Genomic DNA, 18,316 nt, shown 5'->3' with positions numbered 1-18,316 from the left:
GCCGAGACAGGACCGTTTCGAAAGCCATTGATGCGTAGTTCTCGAAAAGTCGTGGTCGTCAGCCAGCACTATCCGCCGGACCACAGCACGACCGCCGCGATCATGTCCGCGATCGCCGAACGGATCGCGCAGGAGTTGGAGGTGATGGTGATCTCCGGGATGCCGGGCTCGGCGCGGGCGCCGGCGCCCGGGCGGCCCGCCGTCATCGAGATCAGGAACTGGCTGCCGGGAAAGGCGGCGCTGATCAAGCGCGCGCTGGCCGAGGCGCTGTTCACCGGCCGGATCTTCTTTGCGCTGTTGTCGCGGCTGAAGCGGGGCGACGTGGCGCTGACGGTGACCGCTCCCTTCGCGCTGCCCTATGCGGTTGCCGCCGCGGCCAGGTTGAAGGGGGCCAAGTCGGCGCTGATCCTGCACGACCTGTTTCCCGACGTGCTCGTGATGGCCGGGCTGCTGCGGCCGTCCTCGCTGGTGGCGCGGGCGATGCGGGCGATCAACGCGCTGATGTTCCGGGCCCTGAACGCTGTCATCGTGATCGGCCGCGACGCCGAGAAGCTGCTGCTGCGATATGGCGGAATGACACAGGACAAGATCAGGTTCATCCCGAACTGGGCCACGCTCGCCCCCGGCAACCGTCCCGTGAGCCCCGACAATCCGTTTCGCAAGGCCATCGCCGCCCGCTTCGTCGTCGGGCTGTCCGGCAATCTCGGCTTCACCCACGATCCGGACATCGTCTTCCAGGCCGCGCGGCTGCTGCGTGACGAAGGCGAGATCCATTTCCTGCTCTCGGGATGGGGCATCGGCTTCGCGCGGCTCAAGGAGCTGCAGGCCGCCGCGCGGCTTGCCAACGTCACGCTGGTCGAGCGCGTCGCGGACAGCGAGCTCGATGCGCTGCTCTCCAGCGCGGACGTTTGGCTCATTCCCTATCGCAAGGACGTCGCCGGCGTGTCGGTGCCGAGCCGGTTCTACAATCTGCTCGCGGCCGGCCGTCCCGTCATTCTCGTCTCCGAGCCCGAGGCCGAGGCCGCGCTCACAGTCAGCGAAAACCGGCTCGGCTGGGTCGTCACGCCGGCAAGGCCCGATCAACTCGCCGATGCCATTCGCCAGGCGTCGCGATCACAGGACGCCGCGATGGCCGAGCGCGCGGTCGCGACCGCGCAGACCTTCAGTCCCGAGCGGGCGCTGGCGGGCTACGCTGCGCTGGTCCGGGAGCTGCTATCCAATCGCGATGTGGAGCGGACGGTATGAATGATGGTCGCCGGACGGTTCTGGTCACAGGCGCCAGCGGCTTTGTCGGCCGCCATGTGGTGCCCGTATTGGCGCGCAACGGCTGGGCGGTGCGACGCGCGGTGCGAACGGCGCCGCAAGATGCCAACGACGTGACGATCGGCTCGCTCAGCCCGGTCACCAATTGGGGCGCGGCGCTCGATGGCGTGGACGCGGTTGTTCATCTTGCGGCCCGCGTTCACCAGCAGTCCGACGAACAGGCGATCGAGCTCTACCGCAACGTCAATATCGAGGGCACGCTGCATCTGGCGCGTTCCGCGGCCGCTGCCGGCGTGCGCGATTTCATTTTCGTCAGCACGATCCTGGTGCATGGGCGCAGCAATTACGGGCGTCCTCCGTTTCGCGAGGACGACGTCCTGACACCGCGCGGCCTCTACGGAAACTCGAAGGCGGCCGCCGAGGTTGGCTTGAAGGAAATTGTGCCGGGCAGCGGCATGAGGGTGACCGTCATCAGGCCGCCGCTGATCTACGGCGCCGGCGCGAAGGGAAATTTCGCGTTGCTCAAGCGTGCCGTGATCAATCGCATGCCGCTACCGCTCGCTTATGTGAAGAATCGCCGCGCGTTCGTGTCGGCGGAAAACCTCGCGTCGTTCATCTTGCACCGCTTGTCGCACCCGGGAGATGATTTCGACGTGTTCCTGGTGGCTGACCGCGAGCAGGTCTCGACGCGGGAATTCGTCGAGCGCCTGGCCCGGGCGGCGGACACCTCGCCGCGTCTGTTCTGGCTGCCGGCGCCGCTGTTGAAGATTGCGCTCGGGATCAGCGGCCGCAGGGAAGCCTATGACAGCCTGTTCGCCTCGCTCGAGCTTGATCTTTCCAAGATCGCGGGCACCGGATGGCAGCAGCCGATCAGCCTCGACGAGGGGCTGCGGCGCGCGCTGCGTCAAACGGACAGCTGAGGCGATCAGAGCGGTCGCGAGAACCGCCGCAGCTGCCAGGCGACGGCGAGCGCGCCGGCCAGCAGCAGTGCGATGTCCGCAGTGAGCGAATTGAGGGCGACCGAGGCGAATGCGAGCAGCGCCAGCACTGCGTTGAGCGCAAACACCTCGCCGACGACGCGCCACACCGTGAATCCGTTGTCGGTCGCGCGCTGGTAGAAGTGCGAGCGATGCGCGGCCCAGAAAGGTTCGCGCCGCGCCATGCGGCGAAACAGCGTGACCGTTGCGTCCGTCAAATAGTACAGCGGCAGCAGCAGCGCGGCGGCGAACTGTCGATGCAGGGCGAGCTCCAGCAGGCACCAGCCGAGCAAGAGGCCGATCGGCAGGCTGCCAACATCGCCCAGGAAGACCCTTGCGACCGGACGGTTGAACGGCGCAAAGCCGAGCATGGCGCCGCACAGCGCGGCGGCGATCAGCACGGGAGCTGCGGGGAGATAGCCGAAGCTGCCGAGCAGCGCGATCGCCACGGTGACCGGCACGACTTCCGCCACCGTCATCAGGTCGAGCCCGTCCATGAAGTTGACGAGGTTCACGAACCAGACGCCGGCGATCAGCAGCAGGCCGCGTTCGAGCCAGACCGGACCGGCCGGAACCAGCCTGAGACCATCAGGCGCGGAAAACACCACGGCCGCAACGGCGGCGGCCTGTAGCAGCAGCCGCGGTACGACGGGCAGCGAGCGGATGTCGTCGGCAAAGCCCACCACTGCGATGAACAGGCAGGCTGCGAAGACGATGAAGGGAATTGTCAGGTCCTGCGATCCGGCCAGGACGATGACGATGCCGCCCGCCAGCAGCGTCGCCGCCGTGACCGCGATGCCGGCACCCTGCGGCGTTGGAATACGGTGCGACGAGCGCGCATTCGGCTTCGCCAGCGCCACACGCAGCAGCAGCGGCCGGGTCGCCTGGATCAGGACAGCCGAGATCGACGCAGCCAGAACCGCCGCGATCAATGACAGGAGGATTTCGAAAGCGCTCATTCTGGTCCGACTATTGCGATCCCGGGACTTCGATCGGTTCGGTGCCCTTGGCGGCCTTTTCCGGGCTCAGGATCCACACCAAGCCGCCAAACACGCCAACCACGAACGATACCGCGCCGAACAACAGCGAGATGTTGACGCCCTCATTGGCGATCAATCCGGCGTAGCCGAAGGCCAGCGCCATCGTGGCTTCGCGCACGCCCCAGCCGGCGATCGAGATCGGCATCATCGTGATCAGCATCACCGGCGGCAACAACTGGAAGATCTCGCCGAAGGTGACGGGCGCGGTGATCGATTTCACCACGCACCAGGCGATCACGACGGTCACCACGTGAATGGCGATCGAGAGCGTTGCGACCCTCAATCCGTGCTTGCGGCTGAACAACACCCGGTTCGCGATGACGGCGCAGGCGTGGATGTGATGCGTCGCCCACCATTGCTTCAGCCAGGCCCATGGCAACACGCCGATCAGCAGGAAGCCAAATCCGGCCGCGAGTGCAGCGAGGTCGAGAAGCAGCAATGCCATCCAGCCGTGGGAATCGGAAATCAGCCGATAGCTCCAGGGCAGGCTGGCGACGATGAGAACCGCGAGCGCGATCAGGCCGATCGCGCGGTCGACGAAGATCGAGTAGGTCGCCGCACGCCAGCCGGCGCCGGCGCGCGCGACCAGCCAGAGCCGGACCGCATCGCCGCCGATCGCCGACGGCAGGGTCTGGTTGAAGAACGAGCCGATCACGTTGTAGCGCATGGCCTGGCCGGTCTCCAGCGGGGCGCCGCACTCCACGCTGATCTCCCGCCAGCGCAACACCCCGAGGAAGATCTGCAGGAACGTGACCGCGATCGCGAGGCCGAGCCAGCCCAGGCTCTCGACCTGGATACGGGAGGCAAGGTCGTACAGATTGACCTTGCGCAGCGAGAAATAGAGCAGCGCGGCCGAGATCAGGATCTTGACGGTCGAAAGCAGGATTCGGCGCATTTCCGTTCGCGCTGCCAGGTTTCAGAATGTGTCAAAAACAGCGCAAAACGCTTTCGCGCGCCCAAATTCGTCGCCTTGGTATGGTTTCCGCGCCGATCTGGCAATACCCGTACTGGTCCCTATTGCGGCAGGCGCGAAGGGGTGGCTAAAGAGGCCGGAACGGGGGACGGCCGGCCACTCACCGGGGGTTTACGTTACCGGTAAAATCCGACCAGACGCGCGGGGGCGCGTGCTACTGCTTGGATAGTGCTTCCGAGGCAACAGGGCCGCCGGCCGCGACGGCCCGGGCCGATTTGGTGTGTCATCCGCAGGCGGATACGACAGGACTTGCACGACAGGACTTGAGGCATCGATGGATCGACGAATTATTCCCCTGATCATGTGCGGCGGTGCCGGCACGCGGCTGTGGCCCGCTTCGCGCGAGGTTCGCCCCAAGCAGTTCCTGCCGCTGTTCGGCACGCGCTCGACCTTCCAGGACACGCTGCTGCGCGTGTCCGATCCCTCGCTGTTCGATCGCCCGATCGTCATCACCAATGCGGCCTATCGCTTCATGGTGCTGGAGCAGCTCGCCGAGATCGGCATCGAGGCCGACGTGATCCTCGAGCCGATGCGGCGCGATTCCGGCCCCGCGATCGCGGCGGGCGCGGTGTTCGCGCAGAACCGCGACAGTGAAGCGATCGTGCTCGCGCTCGCCGCCGACCATCTGGTGCGGGACACCGCGGCCTTCGTCGCCGCGTGCCGCGGCGGATTGGTGGCTGCGGACGCCGGGCGCATCGTCACCTTCGGCGTCAAGCCGGAGCGGCCGGCGACCGAATACGGCTACATCAATCCGGGTGAGGTGATTTCCGGCGAGGTGCATGCGGTTGCGCGCTTCGTCGAGAAGCCGGACGCGGTGAAGGCGTCCGACTACGTCAATTCGGGTTATCTCTGGAACAGCGGCAACTTCATGTTCCGCGCAAGCGTGCTGCTCGACGAGTACCGCAATGTCGATTCGGACAGCGTGGCCTCGGTGGAGCTGTCGGTTGCGTCGGCGGGCCGCGATCTCGGCTTCGTCACGCTGGAGCCCGAGGCGTTCGGCGCGGCGAAGGCGATCTCGATCGACTATGCGGTGATGGAGAAGACCTCGCGCGCGGCCGTGGTGCCGGTGTCGTGCGGCTGGTCCGACGTCGGCTCCTGGCGCCAGGTCTGGGAGCTCGCCGACAAGGACAGCCTCGGCAACGCGGCGCATGGCACCGCCGTGTTCGAGGATTCCCGCAACTGCAACGTCACCACCGATTCCGCGCTGGTCGCGCTCGAAGGCGTCGACGATCTCGTCGTGGTCGCCACCGCCGACGCGATCCTGGTCTCGCGCCAGAAGGATGCCAACGGCCTGAAGCGGCTGGTCGCGAAATTGAAAGTGGCGGCGCCGGAGGTGACCGAGAACCACATCAAGGTGCATCGGCCCTGGGGCAGCTATCAGTCCGTCGACAATGGCGAGCGCCACCAGGTCAAGCGCATCGTGGTGAAGCCGGGTGGGCGCCTGTCGCTGCAGAAGCACCATCATCGCGCCGAGCACTGGATCGTGGTGCGGGGCACGGCCCAGGTCACCGTCAACGAGACCGTGAAGACGGTGCATGAGAACGAGTCGATCTACATCCCGATGGGCGCCGTCCACCGGATGGAGAACCCCGGCAAGATCCAGCTGGAGCTGATCGAGGTGCAGACCGGCAGCTATCTCGGCGAGGACGACATCATCCGCATCGAGGATGACTATCGGCGCACCTGAGGCGAACGGGGCCCGCGCTCAAGATCGAGTCGCGGGCGATGTAACTCTTTGAATCAAAACGTGTCCGGATATCGCCGTTGGCATTCGCCACATTTGTGACGCCGTGCTATAGCGGCTGCCAACGAAGCGGGTCGTGATTTGCGCCAAAGGCGCGGATCGGGCAGAGGGGCCTTGGTGCTGATTCCCTCGGAGCCGGGATGGCTCCCTGAGAAGCCGGGACAACCGCCAGAACGTTACTTGGGGTCTACGATATGAATGCAAAAGTGTCCGCAGCCGGCGCGAAGGCCGATATCGGCCGCGCATTGCGCGTCGGCGTCATTGGTGCCGGCGTGATGGGCAGCAACCACGCGCGCGTGCTTGCCGGACTGCCCGGGGTGCTGTTGATCGGCATCGTCGATCCGCTGCCGGAACATCGCACGCGCGCCGTCGACCTGGTCGGCTGCCGCGCCTTCGAAAGCCTCGACCAGCTCTTCGCCGAAGGCGTCGACGCCGTGACCATCGCCGCGCCCACCCATCTGCATCACGAGGTCGCGCTCGCCTGCATCGCCAAGAACATCCACGTGCTGGTCGAGAAGCCGATCGCCTCCACCGTGGAAGAGGGCCGCGAGATCGTCGCCGCGGCACAGAAGGCCGGCGTGACGCTGATGGTCGGCCATGTCGAGCGCTTCAATCCCGCGGTCGCCGCGGTCAAGCAGGCCATCGCGGGCGAGGACATTCTCTCCATCGCCATCACGCGCGTCGGCCCGTTCCCGCCGCGCATGTCCAATGTCGGCGTCGTCATCGACCTTGCCGTGCACGACATCGATCTGATCCGCTGGTTCACCGAATCCGACATCGTCGAGGTGCAGCCGCAATTGTCGAGCGCCGTCGCCGAGCGCGAGGACATCGCGCTCCTGCAGTTCCGCACCGCCAACGGCGTGCTCGCCCACATCAACACCAACTGGCTGACGCCGTTCAAGGCGCGCAGCGTCACGGTCGCCACGCGCGGCAAATACGTGATGGGCGATCTGCTCACGCGCCAGGTCACCGAGTGCTTCGGCTTCAAGCCCGACGGCAGCTACTCGATGCGGCATCTGCCGGTCGGCCACGATGAGCCGCTGCGCGCCGAGCTGATCGCGTTCCTCGATGCCGTACGCGGCGGCAAGCTGCCGGCCGTGTCCGGCGACGAGGGCGTGGCGAGCCTCGAGATCGCGATCCGCTGCCTGGAATCGCCCGCACGGCCCGCCGCCTCGACGATGCGCAAGGGACCGCGCCGCATCGCCGGCTGATTGTCATTCATTAACACGTGCAAAGAGCTTCCATGAACCAGCATATGCAGCTTGAGCCCATTCCCTTCATCGATATCGCCGCGCAGCGCCGGCGGCTCGGCAAGTCGATCGATGACGCGGTCGCGCGCGTGCTCGACCATTGCCAGTTCATCAACGGTCCCGAAGTGACCGCGCTGGAGAAGGCGCTGGCGGCCTATTGCGGCGCCAAGCACGTGATCGGCTGCGCCAGCGGCACCGACGCTATCCTGATGGTGATGATGGCGAAGAATGTCGGGCCCGGCGATGCCGTGCTGTGTCCATCCTTCACCTTCAGTGCGACCGGCGAGGTCGTGACGCTGACCGGAGCGACGCCGGTTTTCGTCGATGTCGATAAGGAGACCTTCAACATCGACGTCAACTCGCTGAAGCGCGGCATCGCGACGGCGCGCGCGCGCGGGCTGAAGCCGGTTGCGGTGATTCCGGTCGACCTGTTCGGCCAGCCGGCCGATCACGATTCCATCGCCGAGATCGCCAAGGCCGAGGGCCTGTTCGTGCTCGACGACGCCGCGCAAGCGTTCGGCGCGAGCTACAAGGGCCGCAAGCTCGGCACGCTCGCGCATGCCACGGCGACCAGCTTCTTCCCGGCAAAGCCGCTCGGCTGTTTCGGCGACGGCGGCGCGATCTTCACCGATGACGACGAGCTCGCGGCCACGCTGCGCAGCATCCGCGTGCACGGGCAGGGCGTGGACAAGTACGACAATGTCCGTCTCGGCCTGACCGGCCGGATCGACACCATGCAGGCCGCGGTCCTGATCGAGAAGCTGAAGATCTTTGACGACGAGATCGCCGCCCGCAACAAGGTGGCGGAGCGCTATTCGCGCGCGCTCGGCAACCTCGTCGCGGTGCCGCGCCTTGCCCCGGGCTGTACCTCGGTGTGGGCGCAGTACACCATCCGTCTGTCCGACGGCATCGATCGCGACACCTTCGCGGCTGCCCTGAAGGCGCAGGGCGTCCCGACCATGATCTACTATCCCAAATCGGTGCACCAGCAGACGGCCTACAGCCACTATCCGGTTGCCGACGGCGGCCTGCCGGTCAGCGAGCGGCTGTCGAAGGACGTCATCGCCCTGCCGATGCACCCCTATCTCGACGAGGCGACGCAGGACCGCGTCATCGCGGCTGTGCGCAGCGCGCTTTCGGCCTGACAGGAACTTTTTCAGACCGCAATCATGCGCTAGAAGCAGCGCATGCTCGGACGCATCTTCACGGTTGGCGGATACACGCTGCTCTCGCGGGTGACGGGATTTGCCCGCGACATCATGCTTGCGGCGATCCTCGGCGCCGGCCCCGTCGCCGACGCCTTTTTCGTGGCGCTGCGGCTGCCCAACCATTTCCGCGCGATCTTCGCCGAGGGTGCCTTCAACGCGGCCTGGGTGCCGGCCTATGCCCATGTCCATGGCGAGAAGGGGGAGGCGGCGGCAAGCCTGTTCGCCGACCGCATCTTCACGCTGCTCTTGGCTTCGCAGGTGGTGCTGCTGATCGTCGCCTGGCTGTTCATGCCGCAGGCCATGAGCATCCTCGCGCCGGGCTTCAGCGACGACGCCGAGCAGCGCAAGCTCGCGATCGAGCTGACCCGGATCACCTTTCCCTATCTGCTGCTGATCACGCTGGTGACGCTCTACGGCGGCATGCTCAACGTGATGCAGCGCTTCGCCAGCGCAGCGGCGGCGTCGATCTTCCTCAATGTCGCGATGATGATGACGCTGGCGCTCGCCGCGTGGTTTCCGACCGCGGGCCATGCCGCAGCCTGGGGCGTGCTCATCTCCGGCTTCCTGCAATATTTCCTGCTGGCAGGCGATCTCGCCCGCCATGGCGGCCTGCCGCGCTTCGCGCCGCTGAAGCTCGACGAAGACGTCCGCGGCTTCTTCAAGGCGCTTGGACCTGCGACGCTGGGCTCGATGGGCACGCAGGTCGCGCTGTTCGCCGACACCATCATCGCGACGTTCCTGCCCGCGGGCGCGCTGTCGGCGCTCTATTATGCCGACCGGCTCAACCAGCTGCCGATCGGCGTCATCGGCATTGCCATCGGCACGGTGCTGCTGCCGGAGATGTCGCGGCGGATCACCGCCAACGACCATGACGGCGCGATGAAGGCGCAGCGTCGCGCCTTCGATTTCACGCTGCTGTTCTCGATCCCGTTCGTGGCGGCCTTCCTCACCGTGCCCGACGAGATCATGCGTGCGCTGTTCGCCCGCGGCGCCTTCTCGAAGGCCGATGCCGCAAGCGCCGGGGCCACGCTCGCGGCCTATGCGGTGGGGCTCATTCCCTTCGTGATGATCCGCAGCGCGGTCGCGACCTTCTACGCTCGCAAGGACACCGCAACGCCGGTGAAAGCGGCGCTGACCGGGGTCGCGGTCAACGTCGCGCTGAAGATCGCGCTGGTCGGCTCGCTGGCGCAGGTCGGGCTCGCGCTCGCGACCGCAATCGGGGCCTGGGTCAATCTGCTGCTGGTGCTGATGTTTGCCGTGCGCCGCGGCTACCTCGCGCTCGATCGCGCGCTGATCCGCTCCTTCGGCACTTTCGCGCTATGCGGCGTCCTGCTCGCGGTCGCGCTGTGGCTGACCTCGCATTTCGCCTATGTGTGGTTCGCGCCGATGCAGATCTTTCGCGACGAGCTGATCCTGCTGCTGCTGATTGCGGTCGGCGTCTTCGTCTATGCCCTCTCGATCCTCACTCTGTTCGGCCGCGGCTGGCTGTTCGCGCTCCGGCGCGTATAGTTTTACCTGTCAAATCAAAAACATAGGAGGCCGCTGTGTGATAGCGCCGCGCGCGGCGGAAAGCGGTTTGCGCTTCGCCGACAACCACGCCAATATGCGCAAAACACACCAAGGCAATTGGAGAGACGATGGCAGCTCCCATCAAATTCGGCGTCGGACAAAGTGTGCGCCGCAAGGAGGACGACACGCTGGTGCGCGGCAAGGGCCGCTACACCGACGACGTCGCACCGTCTCCCGCATTGCACGCGCTGATGCTGCGCTCGCCGCATGCGCACGCGACCTACACGATCGATGCCGGCAGGGCCCGCGGCATGCCCGGCGTCGCGCTGATCCTCACCGCCGAGGACGTCGCGGATCTCGGCAATCTGCCGTGCCTGTTCAATCTCGAGACCGATCCGTTCACCGGCCCGCCTTACCCGATCCTCGCCAAGGACGAGGTGCGCCATGTCGGTGATGCCATCGCCTTCGTCGTCGCCGAGACCATCGACCAGGCCCGCGACGCCATCGAGGCGATCGAGGTCAAATGGAGCCCGCTGCCGGCGGTGACCGGGGTCGTCAACGCCGTGAAGAAGGGCGCAGCCCAGGTCTGGCCGGACAAGCCCGGCAACGTGCTGTTCGACGTCTCGATCGGCGACAAGGCTGCGACGGAAGCCGCCTTCGCCAAGGCGCATGCGGTGGCCGAGATCTCGATCGTCAATCCGCGCGTGGTCGCGAGCTTCATGGAGACGCGCGCGGCGGTCTGCGAATACGATGCCAAGCGCGATCACCTGACGCTCACCATCGGCAGCCAGGGCAGCCACCGGCTGCGCGACATCCTGTGCGACATGATCCTGAAGATGCCGAAGGAGAACATGCGGGTGATCTGCCCGGATGTCGGCGGCGGCTTCGGCACCAAGCTGTTTCCCTATCGCGAATATGCGCTGATCTCGGTCGCCGCGCGCAAGCTCAAGAAGAGCATCAAATGGGCGGCCGACCGCACCGAGCATTTCATGGGCGACGCGCAGGGCCGCGACAACGTCACCACCGCGAAGATGGCGCTGGCCGAGGACGGCAAGTTCCTGGCGATGGATTGCGACCTGATGGGCGACATGGGCGCGTATCTGTCCACCTTCGGGCCCTACATTCCCCATGGTGGCGCCGGCATGCTGCCGGGCCTCTATGACATCCAGGCCTTCCACTGCCGGGTGCGCACCATCTTCACCAACAGCGTGCCGGTCGACGCCTATCGCGGCGCGGGCCGGCCTGAGGCGGCCTATGTCATCGAGCGTCTGGTCGATGCCTGCGCGCGAAAACTCGACATGACGCCGGACGCGGTCCGTCGCAAGAACTTCATCCAGCCGAAGGCGCTGCCCTACAAGACAGCGACCGGCAAGGTCTACGACTCCGGCGACTTCGTCGCGCATCTGAAGCGTGCGATGGAGATCGCCGAGTGGAAGGAGTTTCCCAAGCGCGCGAAGCTCGCCAAGAAGCATGGCCTGATCCGCGGCATCGGCCTCGCGAGCTATGTCGAGGTGTGCGGCACCATGGGCGAGGAGACCGCCAATGTGCGGCTCGATCCCAATGGCGACGTCACCGTCCTGATCGGAACGCAATCGAGCGGACAGGGACACCAGACCGCTTATGCGCAGATCGTCGCCGAGCAGTTCGGCGTCGCGCCCGAGCGCGTCCACATCCACCAGGGCGACACCGACGAGATCGCAACGGGCCTCGGCACCGGCGGCTCGGCCTCGATCCCCTCGGGCGGCGTCAGCGTCGAGCGCGCCACGCGCGAGCTCGGCCAAAAGCTGAAGGAGATCGCGGCGCAGGCGCTGGAAGCCAGCGCGGGCGACCTCGAGATCTCCGAGGGCCGCATCCGCATCGCCGGCACCGACCGCTCGATCTCGTTCGCCGATCTCGCCAAGCGGCCGGGCGTCGATCCATCGAAGCTGAACGGCAGCGCGACCTTTGCCAGCGCCGACGGCACCTATCCGAACGGCACCCACGTCGCGGAGGTCGAGATCGATCCGGCCACCGGCATCATCAAGATCGTCAACTACGTGATCGTCGACGATTTCGGCAAGACGCTCAATCCGCTGCTGCTGGCGGGACAGGTCCATGGCGGCGCCATGCAGGGCATCGGCCAGGCGCTGATGGAGCAGGTGGTGTATGGCGCCACCGACGGCCAGCTTATCACCGCGACCTTCATGGACTACGCGCTGCCGCGCGCGGCTGACGGGCCGGCCTTCGTGTTCGAGACCAACAACATCCCCTGCAAGACCAATCCGATGGGGGTGAAGGGAGCGGGCGAGGCCGGCGCGATCGGCTCCTGCCCGGCGATCGTCAACGCCATCGTCGACGCGCTCTGGCGCGAATACAAGATCGACCACATCGACATGCCGGCAACACCGGAGCGGGTGTGGATCGCAATCCGCGAGGCGCAGCGCCGCCATAATCTCTGATAAATTGTCGCAGGCGGAATGAAGATTCCGCCTGCGGTGTTTTGCAAACCAGGCCGGCTGCAGATCGCGGACCGGGACAGAGCGGAATTGAGGGGTTTTGCCGATGAAGCGGATTGTCGTCGTTGCTGCAATGCTTGCGTTGAGTGCTGGTGCTGTCGTGGCCGACCAGAATCAGGTCAAGCAGACCCAGGCCCAGATGAAGGAGACCGGCAAGAACGCGGGCGCGATCGCGGCAATGATCAAGGGCGAGAAGCCCTACGACCAGGCGGCGGTCGATGCTGCGCTGGTGAAGTTCGAAGACACCGCCAAGAAGCTGCCGACGCTGTTCCCGGCAAGCAGCAAGGGCCTCAAGCCGGATGGCGACTATTCCGCCGCGCCGAAGATCTGGGAAGACAAGGCCGGCTTCGAGCAGCACATCGCGAGCTTCGCCAAGGCCGTCGCCGATACCAAAGGCAAGGTCAAGGACCTCGACACGCTGAAGGCGGAAATGCCGCCGCTGTTCAAGCAGTGCGGCGGCTGCCACGAGACCTATCGCCTCAAGAAGGGCTGATCGCCGTTCGGCTCATCGTCGTTCGATCAATGAAAAGGGCGGACGCTTCGAGGCGTCCGCCCTTTTTTGTGTCGGCCGTTTCTTGTTGGAGCGCGTTCGCGACGATTGCTTGGTCAGGATTGCTTGGTGACGGATTACTTCGTCACTTGCTATTTGGTTACTTGGCCGCGGATCTCGCCGCCCGGATTGGCTGCAGTATGGATGTTGATGTAGTACTTGCCGCCGAGCAGATCGGCGGCCTGCGCGTCGGTCAATGTTGCGCTGCCTTCGACCGGGCTCGACGTCGCGTTTGGGATGGCGACCGCGACACCGGAATTCTTGCCGGCCTCGGCGGGGCCGTGGAAATGCGCGGCGGTGGCCGGACCCGAGAGGCCGGAATAGGTCAGCTTCCAGCTCAGCTTCTTGCTGGCGGCATCGTAGTCGATGTCGGCGGTGCCGGTGGCGGTGCTGGTATTCGGCGGCACTTCGCTCTTGCTGTCCAGCTTCGCCGTGAACTTCTCGGCAAAGGCCGGACCGGCGAGGGCGATCGCGGCGCCGAGCGTCAGCGTGGCAAGCAAGGTCTTGTTCGACATGGTTCTCTCCCCTTTGACGTCACAGGATGGTTGCAATCTTCAAACAGCAGCTTTTCGGATTTATTCCCCAAATGATCGTGGGTGCGGCAAATTTGATGCGAGCTTGTCCGACTGGTTGCCATCATACTGGTCCATGGACTGACGCGACCAATGACGGATCGGTGAATGCTGCGACGAATTTTCCTCCTGGCGATTCTGGCCGGCGTAATCGGCTTTGGCGTGTTCTGGTGGCTGACGATCCCCGCGACCGTTGCCGCCGGCGCGCTGCCTGCCTATCAGCCTGACCTGGCCAACGGCCTCACAACGTTCAATGCCGGGGGATGTTCCTCCTGCCATGCCGTGCCGAAGCAGGACGACCGCACGCGGCTCGGCGGCGGGCTCGCGATCCCCTCGCCATTCGGCACCTTCTATGCGCCGAACATCTCGCCCGACCCGAACGACGGCATCGGCCGCTGGAGCGAGGCCGATTTCGTCACCGCGGTCATGAAAGGTACTTCGCCATCGGGCGCGCACTATTTCCCGGCGTTTCCGTATCCGTCCTATCAGCACGCCAAGGTCAGCGATGTGCGCGACCTGTTCGCCTATCTGAAGACCTTGCCGCCGGTCGCCGGCAAGGTGCGCGACCACGATTTGCCGTTTCCGTTCAACGTCAGGCGCAATGTCGGCATCTGGAAGTTCCTGTTCATGGACGGCAAGCCCTTCGTCGCCGACACCAGCAAGTCGCCGCAGTGGAATCGCGGTGCCTATCTCGTCAACAGCTTCGGCCATTGCGCCGAGTGCCACAGCCCGCGCAATGCGCTCGGCGGCATCATCTCCGGCCAGCGCTTTGCCGGCGGTCCGAATCCGGAAGGCGAGGGATGGGTTCCGAACATCACGCCGAGGGGGATCTCGGACTGGAGTGTGAAGGATATCGCCTATTTCCTCGAGAGCGGCCAGACGCCGGACGGCGACTCCGCCGGTGGGTCGATGGTGCGTGTGATCCGCAACACCTCGCAACTGTCGTCGTCCGACCGCGACGCGATCGCCGAGTACATCAAGTCGCTGCTGCCGGTCGAGGGGCCGCCGAAGCCGGTGAAGAAGGAGAAGGAGTCGTAAAGCGGGATGGGTTTTGGTTGAATCGGCTCGCCGCGGTTTCGGTTCACCTCTCCCAAGGGAGAGGTGAACTTTCGACGCCGTTCAAGCTCGACCTGATCTCATCATGCTCTCGCGGGCGCGTCCTACTTCGCGCCGAACGCCTTGAAGGTGATGATGGTGAGGGTGTCCTGGATGCCCGGCAGCACCTGCACCTTCTCGTTCACGAAATGGCCGATGTCGGTGTCCTTGTCGACGTAGAACTTTACCAGCAGGTCGTATTGGCCGGCCGTGGAGTAGATCTCGGAGGCGATCTCGGCTTCGGCGAGCGCGTTGGCGACCACATAGGACTGGCCGAGCTTGCATTTGATCTGGACGAAGAAAGGAACCATCGAAGTCGTCTCCGGGGATTTCCGCGACTATAGGCCCAAAACGGGCGGCCAAGGCAAGGGGGCGAGGCGAGGGGTCAAGGCGAGGCCAACTTGCGGTAAAGTCAGGCGAACTTGCTGCCGATCGGCGGCCGGGCTAGGACAGGCCATGGTCTTGTTCGTGATGGTCTCATTCGTATCAACCGCTGGTGCTGCAAGATGACGCCGGTCGCGCTCACCATTGCCGGCTCGGACTCCTCGGGCGGGGCGGGCATCCAGGCCGACCTCAAGAGCTTTGCGGCGCTCGGGGTCTATGGCGCCTCCGCGATCACGGCGCTGACCGCGCAGAACACCACCGGGGTGAGTGGCATCCATCCGGTGCCCGCGCCATTCGTCACCGCACAGATCGATGCGGTGTTCTCCGACCTCGAGGTCGGCGCGGTCAAGATCGGCATGGTGGCGCAGGCCGAGACAATTGCAGCGATCGCCGATGGGCTGAGGCGCTGGGCGCCGCGCCATGTCGTGCTCGATCCGGTGATGGTCGCTACCTCCGGCGATCGGCTGCTTGCCGCCGAGGCGGTCGATGCGCTGAAGACCCTGCTGTTTCCGCTGGCCTCGCTGATCACGCCGAACCTGCCGGAAGCGGCGGCGCTCTTGAACGAGCCGGTCGCCTCAAGCGAGGCCGACGTCGAGCGACAAGGCAACCGATTGCTGGCGATGGGGTGTCGTGCGGTGCTGGTCAAGGGCGGCCACGGCCACGGCGCCGACAGCATCGACTATCTGATCGACGCCGAGCGCAGCATCGCGCTGGCTGCGCCGCGGATTGCGACCGCCAATACGCATGGCACCGGCTGCTCGTTGTCCTCGGCAATCGCAGCAGGGCTCGCGAAGGGCGAGAGCATGGAGACCTCCGTGCGCAACGCCAAGGCCTGGATCACCGAAGCAATCGCCGCCGCCGATCGTTTTGCCGTCGGCCACGGCCATGGGCCGGTGCATCACTTTCACAAATATTATTGAAGCCCGGAGCTGCGTAGCCCGGATGGAGCGCAGCGAAATCCGGGAACAGATCATCCGCGGACGCAGAACCCCGGATTACGCTGCGCTTCATCCGGGCTACGTCGTCTTCGTTCACTGAAGATGGAGCTCGTCATTGCGAGGAGCGATAGCGACGAAGCAATCCATCTCCCCGCTTGCGGCGCAATGGATTGGTTCGCGTCGCTCGCAATGACGGTAGATCAGCGTTCCTGTGCATTTCAGTGCCTCTTCCACACAGTCGCGACCGCCGATGTCGCCAGATTGTCGCACGCTGCTGTTATCCGCAGGGAAGCGGCGTACTGCTGATTCTCGTTAACTGTTTGTGGGGCCTTGGGTCGCGGGGATCGTCATCGCCTTGTCACAGGAATCTGTTAGGTGCACAGGCATGGGAAGCGACTCCTTGAGTGAAGAAAGCCCGGAGCGGCGCTTTCGCACCTTGTTCATCTCCGACGTCCATCTCGGAGCCCGCGGTTCTCAAGCCGATCTACTGCTCGACTTCCTGCGCTACCACGATGCCGACACGATCTATCTCGTCGGCGACATCGTCGATGGCTGGGCGCTGAAATCGAACTGGCATTGGCCGCAATCGCATAACGATCTCGTCCAGAAGCTGCTGCGCAAGGCGCGCAAGGGCGCCAAGATCATCTACATCCCCGGCAATCACGACGAGTTCCTGCGCAACTATTACGGCACGCATTTCGGCGGCATCGACGTCGTCGAGAACACGGTTCACGCCGGCGCCGACGGCAAGCGCTATCTCGTCATCCACGGCGACATCTTCGATCTCGTGGTGCAGAACGCGCGCTGGCTCGCCCATCTCGGCGACAAGGCCTACGATTTCGCGATCCAGATGAATCGCCTCGTCAACTTCTTCCGCCGCCTGTTCGGTGTGCCCTACTGGTCGCTGTCGCAATGGGCCAAGCAGAAGGTCAAGAACGCCGTCAACTATATCGGCGCGTTCGAGCAGGCGCTCGCCGCCGAGGCGCGGCGCCACGAAGCGGACGGCGTGATCTGCGGCCACATCCACTACGCCGTGATCCGCGACGAGGCCGGCATCCGCTACATGAATTGCGGCGACTGGGTTGAGAGCTGCACCGCCCTGGTCGAGCATGACGACGGCCATTTCGAGATCATCACCTGGGCCGACCCGGTGCGCCGGATCGCGCCGGTTCCGCGAGTGACGGCACGCGCTGCATGACGCATATCCTGGTCGCGACCGATGCGTGGCATCCCCAGGTCAACGGGGTTGTCCGCACGCTGACCATGATGGCACAGGCGGCGAAATCGCTCGGCGTCGAGGTGAGCTTCCTGACGCCGGACGAATTCCGCACCTTCGCGATGCCGAGCTACCGCGATCTGAGGCTGGCGCTGCCGTACCGGGCCAAGGTCGCAAGTCTGATCGAGGCGGCGAGGCCCGAGAGCATCCATATCGCGACCGAGGGCCCGATCGGGCTTGCGGTCCGCCGCTATTGCCGCCAGCGCAAGCTGCCGTTCACGACCAGCTTCCACACCCGCTTCCCCGAATATGTCTCGGCGCGGACGCCTGTCCCGGAAGCCTGGGTGTGGCGGGCGCTGCGCTGGTTCCACAGGCCGAGCCGGGCGGTGATGGCGGCGACTCCGGCGCTGGCGGCCGAGTTGCGTCAGCGCGGCTTCCGCAACGTGGTGCTGTGGTCGCGCGGCGTCGATACCGCGCTGTTCCATCCGCGCGACGTCGATCTCTGCCTGCCGCAGCCGGTCTATCTCAGCGTGGGCCGGGTCGCGGTGGAGAAGAATCTCGAGGCTTTCCTCGACCTCGATCTGCCCGGCACCAAGGTCATCGTCGGTGACGGCCCGGCGCGGGCCTCGCTGGAGCGGAAATATCCGGACGCTGTGTTCCTCGGCGCCCGCCATGGGGAAGAATTGGCTGAGATCTACGCCGCGGCCGATGTGTTCGTTTTCCCGAGCCGTACGGATACGTTTGGTCTGGTGCTGCTGGAAGCGTTGGCCAGCGGCCTGCCGGTTGCCGCTTTTCCGGTCACCGGTCCCCGCGACGTGATCGGCGCGGCGCCGGTCGGCGTGCTCGACGCGGATCTGCGCCATGCCTGCCTGGAGGCGCTCAGCATCCCGCGGCAGGCCTGCGTCGATTTTGCCGCGCTTCACACCTGGCAAGCCTCAGCCCGGGTGTTCATCGACCGCTGCATGAACGTCCGCCCCGCGCCGCCAGACGGCGAGGGGGAGGCGCTCGAATTCGGTGCCGAAGAGCACCATTTTGTGGCGCTGCCGGCGACCCAGCCGACCTCACGCTAGTCAGGTCACGCTAAAGCGTCTTGCCCGCCAGC

The 18,316-nt window shown here is 65.4% G+C and carries 16 protein-coding genes; 12 read left to right on the top strand and 4 right to left on the bottom strand.

What is annotated here, in order from left to right:
- Window positions 1–30: 30 nt before the first annotated feature.
- Entirely contained in the window at window positions 31–1,245 is a 1,215-nt protein-coding gene (locus RX327_RS26750; RefSeq protein WP_317247619.1) for a glycosyltransferase family 4 protein, read from the top strand.
- Entirely contained in the window at window positions 1,242–2,183 is a 942-nt protein-coding gene (locus tag RX327_RS26745; protein ID WP_050384631.1) for an NAD-dependent epimerase/dehydratase family protein, read from the top strand. Before RX327_RS26750 ends, RX327_RS26745 begins: the two co-directional genes overlap by 4 nt.
- A gap of 5 nt (window positions 2,184–2,188) precedes the next feature.
- On the opposite strand, the gene RX327_RS26740 is transcribed toward RX327_RS26745, so the two are convergent.
- Together RX327_RS26740 and RX327_RS26735 are read right to left on the bottom strand one after the other, a co-directional pair.
- Window positions 2,189–3,199 carry a glycosyltransferase family 4 protein gene (locus RX327_RS26740; protein WP_317247618.1) on the bottom strand — a complete coding sequence of 337 codons (1,011 nt, stop codon included), beginning with the start codon at window positions 3,197–3,199 and terminating at the stop codon, window positions 2,189–2,191.
- A 10-nt stretch (window positions 3,200–3,209) separates the two neighbouring features.
- Window positions 3,210–4,175: a lysylphosphatidylglycerol synthase transmembrane domain-containing protein gene (locus RX327_RS26735; RefSeq protein WP_317247617.1), complete on the bottom strand. Its 966-nt coding sequence runs from the start codon at window positions 4,173–4,175 to the stop codon at window positions 3,210–3,212.
- A 352-nt stretch (window positions 4,176–4,527) separates the two neighbouring features.
- On the opposite strand from RX327_RS26735, the gene RX327_RS26730 reads away from it, so the two are divergent.
- The 6 genes from RX327_RS26730 to RX327_RS26705 all read left to right on the top strand — a co-directional run bounded on the left by RX327_RS26730 (window position 4,528) and on the right by RX327_RS26705 (window position 12,952).
- Entirely contained in the window at window positions 4,528–5,940 is a 1,413-nt protein-coding gene (locus RX327_RS26730) for a mannose-1-phosphate guanylyltransferase/mannose-6-phosphate isomerase (RefSeq protein WP_317247616.1), read from the top strand.
- 251 nt (window positions 5,941–6,191) lie between these two features.
- Complete coding sequence (locus RX327_RS26725) at window positions 6,192–7,208, top strand: Gfo/Idh/MocA family oxidoreductase (protein ID WP_317247615.1); 1,017 nt, start codon at window positions 6,192–6,194, stop codon at window positions 7,206–7,208.
- Window positions 7,209–7,240: 32 nt separating this feature from the next.
- Window positions 7,241–8,392: a DegT/DnrJ/EryC1/StrS family aminotransferase gene (locus tag RX327_RS26720; RefSeq protein WP_317247614.1), complete on the top strand. Its 1,152-nt coding sequence runs from the start codon at window positions 7,241–7,243 to the stop codon at window positions 8,390–8,392.
- Window positions 8,393–8,434: 42 nt separating this feature from the next.
- Window positions 8,435–9,964, top strand: a complete 1,530-nt coding sequence (gene murJ / locus RX327_RS26715) for a murein biosynthesis integral membrane protein MurJ (protein ID WP_317247613.1) — start codon at window positions 8,435–8,437, stop codon at window positions 9,962–9,964.
- Window positions 9,965–10,092: 128 nt separating this feature from the next.
- Window positions 10,093–12,402, top strand: coding sequence for a xanthine dehydrogenase family protein molybdopterin-binding subunit (locus tag RX327_RS26710; protein ID WP_317247612.1), 2,310 nt, complete (start codon window positions 10,093–10,095; stop codon window positions 12,400–12,402).
- Window positions 12,403–12,505: 103 nt separating this feature from the next.
- A complete protein-coding gene (locus RX327_RS26705) occupies window positions 12,506–12,952 on the top strand; it encodes a c-type cytochrome (protein ID WP_028338286.1) in 447 nt (148 codons plus the stop codon).
- 149 nt (window positions 12,953–13,101) lie between these two features.
- Here RX327_RS26705 and RX327_RS26700 read toward each other — a convergent pair whose 3' ends face one another.
- Window positions 13,102–13,524 carry a CHRD domain-containing protein gene (locus RX327_RS26700; protein WP_317247611.1) on the bottom strand — a complete coding sequence of 141 codons (423 nt, stop codon included), beginning with the start codon at window positions 13,522–13,524 and terminating at the stop codon, window positions 13,102–13,104.
- Window positions 13,525–13,689: 165 nt separating this feature from the next.
- Here RX327_RS26700 and RX327_RS26695 point away from each other — a divergent pair, with 165 nt between their 5' ends.
- Window positions 13,690–14,619 carry a cytochrome c gene (locus tag RX327_RS26695; RefSeq protein ID WP_317247610.1) on the top strand — a complete coding sequence of 310 codons (930 nt, stop codon included), beginning with the start codon at window positions 13,690–13,692 and terminating at the stop codon, window positions 14,617–14,619.
- Between the two features lie 122 nt (window positions 14,620–14,741).
- Here RX327_RS26695 and RX327_RS26690 read toward each other — a convergent pair whose 3' ends face one another.
- Window positions 14,742–14,987: an Lrp/AsnC family transcriptional regulator gene (locus tag RX327_RS26690; protein WP_317247609.1), complete on the bottom strand. Its 246-nt coding sequence runs from the start codon at window positions 14,985–14,987 to the stop codon at window positions 14,742–14,744.
- 195 nt (window positions 14,988–15,182) lie between these two features.
- On the opposite strand from RX327_RS26690, the gene thiD reads away from it, so the two are divergent.
- The 3 genes from thiD (at window position 15,183) to RX327_RS26675 (ending at window position 18,284) form a co-directional block, all read left to right on the top strand.
- Window positions 15,183–15,980 carry a bifunctional hydroxymethylpyrimidine kinase/phosphomethylpyrimidine kinase gene (gene thiD, locus RX327_RS26685; RefSeq protein ID WP_050384638.1) on the top strand — a complete coding sequence of 266 codons (798 nt, stop codon included), beginning with the start codon at window positions 15,183–15,185 and terminating at the stop codon, window positions 15,978–15,980.
- Window positions 15,981–16,383: 403 nt separating this feature from the next.
- A complete protein-coding gene (locus RX327_RS26680; protein WP_317247608.1) occupies window positions 16,384–17,196 on the top strand; it encodes a UDP-2,3-diacylglucosamine diphosphatase in 813 nt (270 codons plus the stop codon).
- Window positions 17,193–18,284 carry a glycosyltransferase family 1 protein gene (locus RX327_RS26675; protein WP_317247607.1) on the top strand — a complete coding sequence of 364 codons (1,092 nt, stop codon included), beginning with the start codon at window positions 17,193–17,195 and terminating at the stop codon, window positions 18,282–18,284. Before RX327_RS26680 ends, RX327_RS26675 begins: the two co-directional genes overlap by 4 nt.
- The last annotated feature ends 32 nt before the right edge of the window (window positions 18,285–18,316 follow it).

It is taken from the genome of Bradyrhizobium sp. BEA-2-5 (assembly GCF_032918025.1).
Lineage (GTDB): Bacteria > Pseudomonadota > Alphaproteobacteria > Rhizobiales > Xanthobacteraceae > Bradyrhizobium > Bradyrhizobium pachyrhizi.
Note: the sequence above shows the minus strand (reverse complement) of the source record. Positions and strands in the feature narration are given on the sequence as shown.

Bases quoted from the DNA above. Each gene is read 5' to 3' on its own strand.
- RX327_RS26750 (WP_317247619.1), top strand. From the start codon at position 31: ATGCGTAGTTCTCGAAAAGTCGTGGTCGTCAGCCAGCACTATCCGCCG.
- RX327_RS26720 (WP_317247614.1), top strand. From the start codon at position 7,241: ATGAACCAGCATATGCAGCTTGAGCCCATTCCCTTCATCGATATCGCC.
- RX327_RS26690 (WP_317247609.1), bottom strand. From the start codon at position 14,987: ATGGTTCCTTTCTTCGTCCAGATCAAATGCAAGCTCGGCCAGTCCTAT.
- RX327_RS26730 (WP_317247616.1), top strand. From the start codon at position 4,528: ATGGATCGACGAATTATTCCCCTGATCATGTGCGGCGGTGCCGGCACG.
- RX327_RS26735 (WP_317247617.1), bottom strand. From the start codon at position 4,175: ATGCGCCGAATCCTGCTTTCGACCGTCAAGATCCTGATCTCGGCCGCG.
- RX327_RS26740 (WP_317247618.1), bottom strand. From the start codon at position 3,199: ATGAGCGCTTTCGAAATCCTCCTGTCATTGATCGCGGCGGTTCTGGCT.
- murJ (WP_317247613.1), top strand. From the start codon at position 8,435: ATGCTCGGACGCATCTTCACGGTTGGCGGATACACGCTGCTCTCGCGG.
- RX327_RS26705 (WP_028338286.1), top strand. From the start codon at position 12,506: ATGAAGCGGATTGTCGTCGTTGCTGCAATGCTTGCGTTGAGTGCTGGT.
- RX327_RS26700 (WP_317247611.1), bottom strand. From the start codon at position 13,524: ATGTCGAACAAGACCTTGCTTGCCACGCTGACGCTCGGCGCCGCGATC.
- thiD (WP_050384638.1), top strand. From the start codon at position 15,183: ATGACGCCGGTCGCGCTCACCATTGCCGGCTCGGACTCCTCGGGCGGG.
- RX327_RS26695 (WP_317247610.1), top strand. From the start codon at position 13,690: ATGCTGCGACGAATTTTCCTCCTGGCGATTCTGGCCGGCGTAATCGGC.
- RX327_RS26680 (WP_317247608.1), top strand. From the start codon at position 16,384: ATGGGAAGCGACTCCTTGAGTGAAGAAAGCCCGGAGCGGCGCTTTCGC.
- RX327_RS26710 (WP_317247612.1), top strand. From the start codon at position 10,093: ATGGCAGCTCCCATCAAATTCGGCGTCGGACAAAGTGTGCGCCGCAAG.
- RX327_RS26675 (WP_317247607.1), top strand. From the start codon at position 17,193: ATGACGCATATCCTGGTCGCGACCGATGCGTGGCATCCCCAGGTCAAC.
- RX327_RS26745 (WP_050384631.1), top strand. From the start codon at position 1,242: ATGAATGATGGTCGCCGGACGGTTCTGGTCACAGGCGCCAGCGGCTTT.
- RX327_RS26725 (WP_317247615.1), top strand. From the start codon at position 6,192: ATGAATGCAAAAGTGTCCGCAGCCGGCGCGAAGGCCGATATCGGCCGC.